The organism is Brevibacterium sp. (genome assembly GCF_052105255.1).
Classification (GTDB): domain Bacteria; phylum Actinomycetota; class Actinomycetes; order Actinomycetales; family Brevibacteriaceae; genus Brevibacterium; species Brevibacterium linens_B.
In genome coordinates this window covers 1-12440 of record NZ_JBQDYQ010000073.1, presented here as the reverse complement: position 1 = coordinate 12440, position 12440 = coordinate 1, and the positions used below count along the sequence as shown (strand labels likewise).

At 65.6% G+C, this 12440-nt stretch carries 12 protein-coding genes and 1 pseudogene; 5 read left to right on the top strand and 8 right to left on the bottom strand.

The annotated features are described in order from the left end of the window. Positions 1-297 (top strand): annotated as a pseudogene (locus tag ACTIIH_RS14585) (transglutaminase domain-containing protein); the annotation flags it as partial. A gap of 181 nt (positions 298-478) precedes the next feature. Here ACTIIH_RS14585 and ACTIIH_RS14580 read toward each other — a convergent pair. The 3 genes from ACTIIH_RS14580 to dinB all read right to left on the bottom strand — a co-directional run bounded on the left by ACTIIH_RS14580 (position 479) and on the right by dinB (position 3001). Beyond that, positions 479-1159: a YdcF family protein gene (locus ACTIIH_RS14580; protein ID WP_441452636.1), complete on the bottom strand. Its 681-nt coding sequence runs from the start codon at positions 1157-1159 to the stop codon at positions 479-481. 67 nt (positions 1160-1226) lie between these two features. Next, positions 1227-1634 (bottom strand): DUF3040 domain-containing protein, encoded by a 408-nt coding sequence (locus tag ACTIIH_RS14575; protein WP_441452635.1) that lies wholly within the window; start codon positions 1632-1634, stop codon positions 1227-1229. Positions 1635-1765: 131 nt separating this feature from the next. After that, positions 1766-3001 carry a DNA polymerase IV gene (gene dinB, locus ACTIIH_RS14570; RefSeq protein WP_441452634.1) on the bottom strand — a complete coding sequence of 412 codons (1236 nt, stop codon included), beginning with the start codon at positions 2999-3001 and terminating at the stop codon, positions 1766-1768. Between the two features lie 60 nt (positions 3002-3061). Between dinB and ACTIIH_RS14565 the strand changes: the two genes are divergently transcribed. Beyond that, positions 3062-3628 carry a hypothetical protein gene (locus ACTIIH_RS14565; RefSeq protein WP_441452633.1) on the top strand — a complete coding sequence of 189 codons (567 nt, stop codon included), beginning with the start codon at positions 3062-3064 and terminating at the stop codon, positions 3626-3628. Then, positions 3625-4899, top strand: a complete 1275-nt coding sequence (locus ACTIIH_RS14560; RefSeq protein ID WP_441452632.1) for a polyprenyl synthetase family protein — start codon at positions 3625-3627, stop codon at positions 4897-4899. Before ACTIIH_RS14565 ends, ACTIIH_RS14560 begins: the two co-directional genes overlap by 4 nt. A 42-nt stretch (positions 4900-4941) precedes the next feature. Here the strand turns inward: ACTIIH_RS14560 and ACTIIH_RS14555 are convergent, their stop codons facing one another. Beyond that, the gene (locus ACTIIH_RS14555; protein WP_025780061.1) at positions 4942-5292 is read right to left on the bottom strand and encodes an Rv2175c family DNA-binding protein; all 351 of its coding nucleotides are present in this window, start codon (positions 5290-5292) and stop codon (positions 4942-4944) included. 130 nt (positions 5293-5422) lie between these two features. On the opposite strand from ACTIIH_RS14555, the gene ACTIIH_RS14550 reads away from it, so the two are divergent. Both ACTIIH_RS14550 and ACTIIH_RS14545 read left to right on the top strand, forming a co-directional pair. Further along, positions 5423-6523 carry a lytic transglycosylase gene (locus tag ACTIIH_RS14550; RefSeq protein ID WP_101553345.1) on the top strand — a complete coding sequence of 367 codons (1101 nt, stop codon included), beginning with the start codon at positions 5423-5425 and terminating at the stop codon, positions 6521-6523. Further along, positions 6520-8622 (top strand): protein kinase domain-containing protein, encoded by a 2103-nt coding sequence (locus ACTIIH_RS14545; protein ID WP_127364475.1) that lies wholly within the window; start codon positions 6520-6522, stop codon positions 8620-8622. The genes ACTIIH_RS14550 and ACTIIH_RS14545 overlap by 4 nt, the downstream gene beginning before the upstream one ends. A 135-nt stretch (positions 8623-8757) precedes the next feature. On the opposite strand, the gene ACTIIH_RS14540 is transcribed toward ACTIIH_RS14545, so the two are convergent. Genes ACTIIH_RS14540 through gcvH form a run of 4 tightly spaced genes read right to left on the bottom strand, consistent with a single transcriptional unit; the run spans position 8758 to position 12124 of the window. Continuing rightward, positions 8758-10152 (bottom strand): class II 3-deoxy-7-phosphoheptulonate synthase, encoded by a 1395-nt coding sequence (locus ACTIIH_RS14540; protein WP_025780067.1) that lies wholly within the window; start codon positions 10150-10152, stop codon positions 8758-8760. Positions 10153-10162: 10 nt separating this feature from the next. Next, positions 10163-10648 (bottom strand): bifunctional nuclease family protein, encoded by a 486-nt coding sequence (locus ACTIIH_RS14535; protein WP_025780069.1) that lies wholly within the window; start codon positions 10646-10648, stop codon positions 10163-10165. A gap of 10 nt (positions 10649-10658) precedes the next feature. After that, on the bottom strand, positions 10659-11720 hold the full coding sequence (locus ACTIIH_RS14530) for an FHA domain-containing protein (protein ID WP_441452631.1): 1062 nt from the start codon (positions 11718-11720) through the stop codon (positions 10659-10661). Continuing rightward, positions 11720-12124: a glycine cleavage system protein GcvH gene (gene gcvH, locus ACTIIH_RS14525; protein WP_441452630.1), complete on the bottom strand. Its 405-nt coding sequence runs from the start codon at positions 12122-12124 to the stop codon at positions 11720-11722. The genes ACTIIH_RS14530 and gcvH overlap by 1 nt, the downstream gene beginning before the upstream one ends. Positions 12125-12440 lie beyond the last annotated feature (316 nt).

Below are 12440 nucleotides of genomic sequence, written 5' to 3'. Positions count from 1 at the left end.
CAGAGCGCAGAAGGCGCCGGCTCCTCGACGTTTGATCGTTCGGATGAACGGCTGCGACGGTTGAGCAGTCCGGCTCCGTCATCACCGACCGAGACGGGCCGTGATGACTCTGCCCTGGCAGCGTTCGTCGATGCTCTCGAAGCCCAGCGCTACGGCGCCGCTCCCGAGGCGCTCGATGACTCGGAAGTACGCGCGCTCGTCGACGAGGTCAGTACGGACCTTTCGGAGCGGGCCACGCCAGGCAGTCGAATCTCGGCGAAGATCTGGCCGGCCAGCCTGTTCAATCGTCCCAAATGACGATGTGCTGACTATCCCGGCCGATACCCGACGATCCTGGCCGATGAGCGAAGAGGCGGCCCTGCGGGGCCGCCTCTTCCCTTCCTCACCCTCCACGACGGGCTCGCCGCTCTCTCTTCCCCGCGAGGCGGCTCGTCGCAGACTCCAAGAGCCTGGGAGCTCAGTGCGAGAGCGTGGGACCTCAGTGCCCTGCCGCGTATTTCGCGTTCTCTCGATCGAGTGCACGGAGGGCGAACAGGCCGCGCACGGCGGCGATGGGCTTCACCAGCGGATGTTCTCCGAATCGGTAGTCTCCGCCGCGGACCAGTCGTCGTGCCAGGTCCGGGCGCATCTGCCACAGGTGGTCGCGCGCCTTCTCGGCATGGTGGGAGTTCGAGACGATGCTGATCGTCGTGGCAGGGGTGAGGTCCCGATCGATGATCGGGAGCGCGTTGGCGATGTTCTCCCACGTGGTTGTGCTCTGCGCTTCCAGAACCGATCTGCCGGTGAAGCCGAGTTGCTCACGAGCGAAGCTCTCCACGATGTGCGCCTCCGACGTTCTGCCCGCGACGGCTCCCCCGCAGAAGATGAGGAGGGTCGATTGTGCCCTCGGATCGATCGATCGCAGACCGGCCCGAACCCGGAATCGGTTGATTCCGTTCGGCCGCTGCCCGCGGTTGGCATATCCGAGGACCACGATGATCTGGTCGCTGCCCGGGGTCCGCATGGTCGCTGTGTGACGACTCGCGTGCCGACCGCTGCGGCGCCTGCGGGGACCGGCGACGTCGTAGTCTCCCAGTCGGCGGTGACTCGATCGCCAGTGGGCCGCCTCGGCGAGGACGAAGACACCGGCACTGACGGCAAGGACTGAACCGGCACTCACGAGCAAGGGGATCGGCATTGAAAAAGGCACCCTCATATCGAGAGTGCCTTGATCGCCGAGACCGAGATCATTCGCCGCGCTGGCGCTTCTCCCACCGGTCTTCCATCCGGCCCATGAACCCGGAGTTGCCCTTGGCGCCGCTCTTGCCTCCGGATTTCCGAGAGTCCTTCTGAGTCGTGTGCACATGACCGGGACGGCTGAACGCCCAGTACATTCCGGCGACCATGAGGCCGAACCCGACGACGCCGAGTGCGATCCACCAGACGGAACTGGAGACGAGCGAGATTGCGAGGATCGTCGCGGCCAGTCCGGCGAGAGCGACGAGAATCCCGAGGACGAAGCGCTTGGCGGAGAACCCGGGCCCCGTGGCTGCGGCCTGGGTTTCCGAGATATTCCGGGCAAAACGAGGGTCTTCACTGCGCAGCTGCTTCTCCAGTTGGTCCAACAGCTGCTGTTCGTGATCGGAGAGTGGCATCTCGAACCCCCGTTTCGCTACTCAAGTCTTTCACTCAATCATAGTCTCTGAAGCTCGAAAAAACATCTCCGTGGGCCGCCAGGGGCCGGATTCCCACCGGGTCTTCAGACTGTGCTCCCGCTCACCCGCTCTCAGCCGTCGGGACGCTTGCGCAGAAGCGAGGCCTGCGAGATCGCTTCGCTGCCGAACCGGCGTCTCACCTCGTCGAGGGCGACCTCGGCGTCGCGTCCGGAATGAACTGGTTCGTTTAAGGTGGCCTGTCGTCCCGTGACGGCGAAATCGTTGAGCCCGGCAGCCCTGACTCCGAGCAGTCTGACGCCCTGAGAACGCTGTTCGCGCAGCGTGCGCAGGGCGGGGCGCAGAGCTTCGTACATCTCCCTGGCCAGATCCGTCGGAGCCGCCAGGGTCACCGATCTCGACAGGGTGGTGAAATCGCCGAGGCGGTACTTCAGTCCGAGGCTCGTGGCCACCTTTCCCTCCGCACGGACCCGGTAGGCGACCTTGTCGGCCAGGCGCAGCAGTTCGTGTTCGAGCACAGCGATGTCCCAGATGTCCTCGCCGAAGGTGTTCTCCGCGCTGATCGAGTGCTCTCTGGCCTGCTGGTCGAAACCGGAGGAGTCCCGTCCGTGGGCGGCACGCCACAGCTGATGGCCGTGGGCGCCGAAGACGCGTGCGGCCCAGTCCTCGTCCACGGCGGCGAGGTCGCCGATGAGACGGATTCCGTAGCGGGAGAATCCTGCCTGGGTCTTCTCCCCCACTCCCGGCAGAGCTTCGATCGGCATCGGATCGAGGAATTCCTGGGTCGCAGCCACGGGTACGAGCAGCTGACCATTCGGCTTCGCCCTGGTCGAGGCGAGTTTGGCCACGACCCGGCTGACGGCGATGCCGACCGAGGCGCTCAGACCCGTCCGCTCCCGGATCCGGGCACGCAGCTGCGTGGTGATCTCCACCGGAGAGCCGAGCCGTCGCACGGCTCCGGCAACGTCGATATAGGCTTCGTCGACACTGACCTGACGCACATCGGGGGTGACCTCGGCGACGAGATCGAAGACCTGGCGGGAGTAGGAGGAATACTGGCCATGGGAGGGCGGAATCACCTCGGCGACGGGGCACAGATTCATGGCCCGCGACATCGGCATCGCCGCGTGCACCCCGAACTCTCGCGCTTCATAGCTGGCCGAGACGACGACTCCGCGGCCGCTGCGCCCGCCGACGATGACGGGACGGCCGACGAGGTGCGGACGGCTGAGCAGCTCGACGGAAACGAAGAACGAGTCCATGTCGAGGTGGAGCATGGTGGCACCGGCGTCGTCCGTGCCCAGTCGGCTCAGATCACCGCCGGATCGTGCCAGCTGCTTCCGACTCATCGCCTGCTCCTCGCGCTCGTTCCTTTCGGCTCCGCCGAACAGTCCAGGTACTCTTGAAGCATGGTATCGCGCACCGCTGTCATGACACTGCCCATCGTCGCCGCTCTCGCACTTGCGGGCTGTTCGGGGACCGGTGGAGACACGGCCGAATCGAGCCCTTCGGCCTCCCCGGAGACCTCGACCTCCGCCGCCTCGTCCGAGTCCGAAGCCGCTTCTGCCGAGTCCGAGGCCGCTTCGGCCGAAGCATCGACCGAGGCCACAGGCTCGGACCCCGATACTTCGAACGATGTGAAGGATCTGCCCGAATACATCAAGCCGTATCCGGACTCCGAGGTGCTCTCCGTGTCGATCGTCAAGGCCCACAACGACAAGGACAAAAAGCTGCCCGAACAGGTCAGCCTCACCCTCCGCGCCGAGGCCGATGCCAAGGACATCTTCGCATTCTACGAGAAGGCGCTCGGCAAGGCCGACTTCGAACGCCTCGGAGATGAGGTGAAGACGAAGAGCGCCCGTGTGGTCAACTTCAAGCACAAAGACAATGACAGCGTCCTCGTCGTCACGGTCGCCGAGGATTCCGAGGACAAAGCGAATTCGATCGTCACCGTCGGGGGAAACATCGGTTCATGACCTCACATCATTCTGCGACGCCCGGCAACAACGCCGACCCCGCCGCGCCCTCGCCGGCGGCCGCGCCCTCGTCATCCGCCGCGACGACTGTCCCTCCTGTCCTCGTCGAGTCTCTCGACTCTCCGGAATCCATCGCCGCCGAGGTGTCTGTCCAGCTCGAGGCCTTCCTCGCTGAGAAGGCCGCAGAGTTCGAGGCGATCTCACCCGATGCGGCTGCGATCGGCGACGCTCTCATCGAGTTCACCCGCGGCGGCAAGAGGATCCGTCCCGTCCTGCTGTGGTGGGGCTTCCAGCTCGCCGGCGGAGACGTCCGTGCCGGCACGGACACGGGCACTTCCGCCGACGTCATCGCGGGTCTGGCCCAGGCGGCAGGGTCGCTCGAGCTGCTCCATGCCGCCGCGCTCATCCATGATGATGTCATCGACAATTCGGATACCCGGCGCGGCCGGCCCGCCCTGCACCGTCAGTTCGAGGCCCGCCATCAGCGCTCCGGCTTCCACGGCGACGGCGCCTCCTTCGGGGTCTCCGCCTCCATCGTCATCGGCGATATCTGTCTGGCACTGAGTGAGGAGCTCTTCGAACGTTCGCAGGAGACCCTGGGAGAGCGCCGCTCGGCTCGCGAACTCCACGGGGTCGTGCGCCGCGACGTCATGGTCGGCCAGTACCTCGATGTGCTCGCCGAGGTCATCCCCCTCGGCGACGCCCGGATCGCCGATCGCGCGTGGGAGGTGCTCAGCTTCAAGTCCGCGAAGTATTCGGTCGAGCAGCCGCTCCTGCTCGGCGCGGCCCTGGCGGGAGCGGACGATCGGCAGCTGGCGGAGATCTCCGCTTTCGGTCTTCCCCTCGGTCAGGCGTTCCAGCTGCGCGACGATGTCCTCGGCATCGCCGGTGACCCCGAGGCCACGGGCAAACCCGCCGGCGACGACATCCGCGAGGGCAAGCGGACCGTGCTCATCGCCGAGACGGCCTCTCGGATCCCAGCGGACCGGCTCGAGGTCCTCGCCGCACGGTTGGGCGATCCGGATCTCACCGACGCCGAGGTGGCCGAATGCGTCGGCATGATCACGGACTCGGGCGGTCTCGCCGCCGTCGAATCCTTCATCGCGGACAAACATGCCCACGCGGCGACGATCGTCGATACGTGGGCAGGAGACGGCGCGGCGACCGATTCAGCGACCGGGGCGGCCGCCTCGGCGCCAGTGCGCATCGGTCCGGCCGCACAGGAGCGGCTCAAGGCATTCGCGAGGGCGCTGAGCTACCGCTCCAGCTGAACCCGACGAACGGGCCTGCTCACCTCGAGCGGGCGGCGCAGATCAGAACGCCAGCGCCTGAGCGCGGCGGCGGACTTCCTTCTTGTTGCCGGCGCGAAGCAGGTCGATGGGCCGGCCCGGCAGGGAATCGTCGTGGGTGAAGAGCCACACGATGGCTTCCTCGTAGTCGAATCCGGCGTCGTAGAGGGTATGCAGAGTGCCCTTGAGCGGTTTGACGACCTCACCGTCGACGAAGAAGGCCAACGGGACCCGCAGAACCTTCGGATCGCCGATCTTGATTCCGCAGATGGCGCCGTCTTCGAGCAGCCTCCGTACCTGGGAGATGCCGAGCCCGGTGAGTTCTGCGATGTCGGGCAGCGGGGCCCAGTCCTGAACGAGTTCTTCGGTATTCACGCCCCCAAGCGTAGCAATATTCGGCAGAAACACCCCGCCATGCGGTGCCGAATGCTCGGGTCGAGCCCGCCCACTCGTTAGGCTGGGAATCGCAGCTTCCCCCATTCGACATGAAGTCAACAGGTGACAGATGACACGACCGCGACGGCACAGGCCCGTCACCGCCGCTCCTGACATCCGCGCCGCATCGAAGGTGAATTCGACCGGTCCGATCCCAGGAGCCGAACGGGTCGACCCCGAAAACGAATCCCCCACCGAGGTGGCCCCCACCACCGAATCCGACCACGACTCCGCTGACGAGGACGCAGCCGCTGCGAGCACCGGCCCACAGTGGATCTCGGGGACCGCGAGTGCGACCGTGCCCGTCACCCACGGCGGCCGCACCTACAAGGTCAAGCAGGGCGACACCCTCTACGCGGTGGCCAGCAAACACGGCGTCTCCGTACCCGCACTGGCCGAACTCAACCGCATCTCGCCGCGTCAGAACCTTCACCAAGGGCAGGTTCTGTCTCTGCCGGAGAAGAACGATCTGCCCGATGATGATCCCTCGCACATCGTCGCCCCCGGTGAGACCCTGCAGGGAATCGCCGCGCGCCACGGAATCTCTCCGGCGACCCTGCGGCGGGCAAACGCCATGGGCGATGACTCGCTCATCACGGTCGGTGAACTCCTCCTGCTGCGCCCGTCGACGGCCCGCCCGCGTCGCACCGCGCCCGAAGCCCCGCGTGACATCCCACGCGTCGCCGCCGGCGCGCAGGTCGAGGGCATCCGCCCCGCGGTGCTCCACGCGGCACGGCTGAACAAATACACCCTGCTGCACCGTCGCCATCCGGCACCGGCGCAGGCGAAGCTGCTCGTCGCCTCCCTGGCCGCCGAGCTCGGTGCCGATCCTGCCCTCATGCAGGCCGTCGCCGCTGCCGAATCCGGGTTCCAGCACACGACCGTCTCGGCCGGCAATGCGATCGGCATCATGCAGATCACTCCCCGTTCCGGTCGCTGGGCGTCCGATATCGTCGGCCGCGGACTCGATCTGCTCGACATCGAAGACAATATCGTCGCCGGCACCGTCATCCTCGGCTGGCTGATGGAAACCGCCGAGTCGGAGAACGAAGCCATCGCCGGCTACTACCAGGACCTGCGCTCGGTTCGCGCCGACGGACTGCTGCCGGAGACGAAGGCCTTCGTCCGCGGTGTCCAGCTGCAGCGTGCACGTCTGCAGGAGGCCCTGTGACAGCCCGCCGAGATCCCCTCATCGGCACGGTGCTCAACGACCGATACCGCATCGATGCCAAGATCGCCCGCGGCGGCATGGCCATGGTCTACCGCGGCACCGACCTGCGTCTCGACCGTGAGATCGCGATCAAGGTCATGCACGAACACCTCATCTCCGATGAGACCTTCGTCGAACGCTTCCGCCGGGAGGCCATCAACGCCGGTCGTCTCACCCACCCGAACCTCGTGGCCATCCATGATCAGGCCCGTGACGGCGATATCGTCTACCTCGTCATGGAGTACCTGCCGTCGGTGACGCTGCGCCGTGAGCTCAAGCACCGCGGCAGCTTCACCCCCAGACAGGCGATCGTCGTTCTCGACGCGATCCTCGCCGCACTCGAGGCTGTGCACTCGACGGGCATCATCCACCGTGACCTCAAACCCGACAATGTGCTGCTGGGCACCGATGGACAGGTCAAGCTCGCCGACTTCGGTCTGGCGCGCGCCGTGACCACGGCGACGACGACGAAGACCCTCATCGGCACCGTCGGCTATGTTGCACCTGAGCTCGTCACCCGGGCCGGAGCCGATGCCCGCACCGACCTGTACACGGTCGGCATCATGTTCTACGAGATGCTCACCGGCGCTCAGCCCTACACCGACGATGTGCCGATCCAGGTCGCCTACCGGCACGTCCACGACACGGTTCCGCCGCCGTCGGAGGTCGTTGCCCGCCTGAGCCCGCGCCTGGACGCGCTCGTGCTGTGGGCGACGTCGAAAGATCCCGAGGACCGCCCTGCCGATGCCGCCGAGTTCCGACTGGCGTTGGCCGAAGCACGTGCGGAGATGACCGAGGCCGAACTCGACCTCGGAGATCCGCAGGTCTCGGCCGGTGAGCATTCTCCCATGCTCACCGCGAGCATCGATCTCGGCGAGGAAGTGCCGAAGGAGAGGCGCTCCCGCACCGACGAGATCCCGTATCTCGAAGGCGAAGAAGAGGACGACGCCGAGGCGGACACCGGTGACACCGATCCCGACGAAGGAGACGACGACCCGGACGATGCCGCCGCAGCGCCTGCCACGACTGCGGCCGGAGCCGTCGGTGGCGGTGCCGCAGCGGCAGCAGCCGGAGTCGGCGCCACCGCCGACTCCCCCGACTCCGATGCTGCGGACTCCGCCGTTGCCGACGAGCCTGCCGACTCGGACGATTCCGGTGATCGAGACGACTCCGAGGCCGAGCAGGAATCGGAGGATTCGGAATCCGATCGGCGTGGCCCGGCTGCGGTCGTCGCCGGCTCCGCGGCCGCCTCGGCGAGTCAGTCCCCTGTCCGACGTCGCCGACGTCGCGTGCTCACGGGACTCGTCGCCGTCGTCGCGGTTCTCGCTCTGGTCGCCTGGTTCGTCATCGCGAACCTGCCGGCACCGACCTCCATCGTCCCCGGCGAACTCGCCGGCAAACCCGTGGACGAGGTCACCTCGCGGTTGGAGGACAACGACCTCAGGGCCGAGCCCAAGGAGGTCTTCGACGACAAGGTGCCCGCCGGTACGGTCATCGGCACCGAACCCGTCAGCGGTGCAGAGCTCGCCCCCGACTCATCCGTCACGGTCGTCGTGTCCAAAGGTGAGGAGAAGTTCGCTGTGCCGAAGCTCCCAGGCATGAGCCGCGACGAAGCGGAGGACGCGCTGCAGAAGGTCAACCTCGCCGTCGGCAAGGTCGAGGAGGAGTACAGCGACACGGTCGCCGAGGACACCGTCATCTCGGCGTCGCAGAAAGCCGGGACGAAGCTGTCGAAGGGCGAGAAGATCGACCTGGTCGTGTCCAAGGGCGTCGCTCCGATCCCGGTTCCCAACGTCGAGGGGCTGACCTTCGACGCCGCCTATGCGACCTTGGCCAAGCGCGGATTCCGCGTCGGCAAGGACGAGGTGTTCTCCGACGACGTGCCCAAGGGCAAGGTCGTCTCTCAGTACCCGAAGAGCACCGAGGCGAAGCCGGCGAATTCGCTCATCATCGTCCGCGTTTCCAAGGGCAAGGAGAAGACGGACGACTCCGATTCGAAGGATGACAAGAAGGACGATTCGGCGGACACGAAGTCCGAGGACGAGAAGAAGGACGACTGAGCCACATCGGACTCGTCGGTCAGGCACGACGATCAGTCGGACGACGATTCCCGTCGGCCGAACGCGTGGCCACAGAGATGCCGGGGGCTGCGCAGAATCTCTGCGCAGCCCCCGGCATTGTGTCAGCTGTGGCCGTTACTTCCGGCGAGTCAGGTATTCGGCGACCTGGAAGGCCATCTCCAGCGACTGATCGTGGTTGAGACGCGGGTCGACGAGGGTCTCATAGCGGCGACGCAGACCTTCGTCGTCGATCTCCGTGGCTCCGCCCATGATCTCGGTGACGTCATCACCGGTGAGTTCGATGTGCAGACCACCGGGGATCGTGCCCGCATCGGCATGGGCGGTGAAGAATCCCTCGACCTCGGCCATGACGTCTTCGAAGCGACGGGTCTTGTACCCGGTGTTCGAAGTGATCGTATTGCCGTGCATCGGGTCGCAGACCCAGGTCACGTGCGGCAGGCGGTCGCCGATTCCCGACAGCAGAGCCGGAAGCGACTCACCGATCTGGCCGGCACCCATGCGGGTGACGAAGGTCAGGCGACCCGGCTCGGCGTCCGGATCGAGCTTCTCCGCCAGCGCCAGAGCGTCGTCTGCCGTGGCCGTCGGCCCGAGCTTGACGCCGATGGGGTTGCGCACCTTCGACAGGAAGTCGACGTGGGCACCGTCGATCTCGCGGGTGCGCTCACCGATCCACAGGAAGTGGCCGGAGACGTCGTAGGCTTCACCGGTGCGCGAGTCGATGCGGGTCAGTGCCCGTTCGTATTCGAGCAGCAGCGCCTCGTGGGCGGCGTAGAACTCGGTGGTCTTGAGCGCGTCGAAGTCGGCTCCGCAGGCATCCATGAAGCGGATGGCACGATCGATCTCGGCAGCGGTCTGCTCGTAGCGCTGGTAGCCGGGATTCGAGGCGAGGAAACCGCGGTTCCAATCGTGGACGAACCGCAGATCGGCGAAGCCGCCCTGGGTGAACGCACGGATGAGATTCAGCGTGGAGGCGGAGATGTGGTACGCCTTGAGCAGACGCTCCGGATCGTGACGGCGGGATTCCTCGGTGAACTCGTAGCCGTTGACGATATCGCCGCGGAACGACGGCAGGGTGACCCCCTCGCGGGTCTCCGTATCGGCCGAACGCGGCTTCGCGAACTGACCGGCCATCCGGCCGATCTTCACCACGGGCATCGAACCGCCGTAGGTGAGCACGGCCGCCATCTGCAGAACCGTCTGGACTCGGGCCCGGATCTTGTCCGCCTGGGCGCCGTCGAAGGATTCGGCGCAGTCTCCTCCGGCCAGCACGAAGGCCTCACCGCGTGAGGCGGCGGCGATACGCTGCTTGAGCACATCGGCCTCACCGGCGAAGACCAGCGGAGGAGAGCTGCGCAGGTCGGTGAGCACCTCGTCGAGTGCGGCACTGTCGAGATACGTCGGCTGCTGCTTCGGATCCATCTCTCGCCAGTCGTCGAGACCGCGGAGATTGTCGTGGCCGGCAGCGGCGATTTCTCTGTTGGACAGGACCGGATCGGTGTGGAGACTCACTGTTTCACTTTCATGGGTTTTCGGTACCGGTCTCGAAATCCTCGGCCGAGACGTTGTCGAGGAAGTCTCTGAACTGTGCGACTTCCTCTTCATCGGCCTCGGGGGCTTCGATTCCGGACTCTTCAAGCAGTTGTGTTTCGACGAAGACGGGGCAGTGCGCTGTCAGCGCCAGAGTCACCGCGTCCGAGGGGCGCGCGGAGATCGACTTCCCGTCGTTCGTGTGCAGCTCGGCCAGGAAGATCTGACCGTCCTTGCCGGTGATCGTCACATCCTGCAGCTCGGCGTCGTACTTCTCGAGGACGTCGAGCAGCAGAGCATGCGACATGGGGCGCGGCGGGGTCAGCCCCCGCTGCGCGATCGACAGCGCATTGGCCTCGATCGCACCGACCCAGATCGGCAGGTAGTAGGCAGGTTCGCTGGCCTTGAGCAGCAGAATCGGTTGGTTGGCTGGCATTTCGATGCGGACGCCGACAACCTCGACTTCGACTTTTGACATCATCCCCCGGTCAGGAGCGCGGACGCTGCTGGAAGATCATTCGGAACTTGCCGATCTGCACATCGGCTCCGTTCTGCAGGTCGATGGAGTCGATGAGCTGACGCCCCACATAGGTGCCGTTGAGCGAGCCCGTGTCGCGCAGCGTGAAACCGCTGGGCGTACGGATGAACTCGGCATGCTTGCGCGAGACGGTGACGTCATCGAGGAAGATGTCGGCGTTCGGGCTGCGGCCCACCGTGACCACGTCGGTGTCGAGCAGGATCTGCGAACCGGAGTCCGGCCCGGAGACGACGACGAGCAGAGCATCGGCGTCCTGCAGACCTTCGAGGTCGGGCACCGGGTGGATCTCACCGGTGTGCGGGTCCAGGATTCCCTGGAACTGCTGGCTGCCCGAATCATTCATCGGATCCTGACCGCCGCTCGCCGGCGCACCCTGTGGCTGACCGGACTGGGGCTGACCGTACTGGCCGGGGCCGGGCTGGCTGCCCTGCTGCTGGTTGGGATCGAACTGATCGTCCTGGCCGGCGCCGTTCGACCCGTACTGCGGCTGGCCACCCTGCTGCGGCTGGTTTCCGTACGGCTGGCCCTGGCTGCCCTGGGGCTGCGCAAACTGGCCGGCGCCATTGGAACCATACTGCTGCTGACCCTGGCTGCCCTGAGGCTGACCGGACTGAGGCTGGCCGCTCTGCGGCTGGCCGAAGTTCTGCGGTGGATACTGACTCTGCTGAGGCTGATACTGCTGCTGGCTCTGGCCGCCCTGACCGTTTCCGGCGTAGGGCTGGTCGGCCGGCTGCGACGCACCATAATTCTGGCCGCCCTGCGGGGTCCCGCCGTGATTCTGGCCGTTGCCGTACTGCGGTGCCTGTGGGGCGCCGTTGGCCGGCTGCTGTCCGTAGGGAGGGGTGTTCCCCTGGCTGTTCTGGTCGACCTGAGGGTTCATCCGAGTCGCCGACTCGTCGCCGCCGTTGCCGTTACCGGCCCCGAATGGGAACTTCTTCGACTGCGGGACCTGTCCGTTGTCATACCAGGGCTGCGAGGGGGTCGGACGATTCTGATCGTGATTCTGCGACATTACGCCTCCTCGCTCTGAATGAGCTCTTTGTACGCCTCGCTGTCCATCAGCGATTCGAGCTGTGCGGGGTCACTGAGTTCGACGAGATACATCCACCCGTCTTCGAAAGGCGACGAGTTCACGGTCTCTGGTGAGTCGTCGAGTGAGTCGTTGACCTCGGTGACGGTCCCCGACACAGGTGCGATCAGGTCAGAGACGCTCTTCGTGCTCTCGACTTCGCCACAGGACTCCCCTGCGGTGACCAAATCCCCTGCTTCAGGCAGGTCGACATAGACGACGTCACCCAGCTGTTCCTGGGCGAAATCAGTGATACCCACACGGACTACTGCATTGTCATCCGTGGTCGCGACCCACTCATGGTCGCGCGAGTACCGCAAAGATACTGGATAATCCAGATCTGCCATGTCGACTCCTCTAGTTTGTCGGTGTACCAAGCATAGCCGCCTGAGCCACGTTCATAACAATCACGAAACGGAAATGTTACCGAGTCACCCTGACAGGCCACTGCATGTCCCGCTTCTTCGGTATCCACCTGGGATGATACCTGTTTTTCGAAGGTCACGGAACGCGGTTTTGGCAGTTGACCCCCGATCGGTATAAGCTAGTTCTCGTTGCCCACGAGGGAGTACGGTAACGGGCTATGGCGCAGCTTGGTAGCGCGCCTGACTGGGGGTAAGGTGGCTTAGCCCTGGTTTGCCCGGGAACAAATGAATAGCGGGC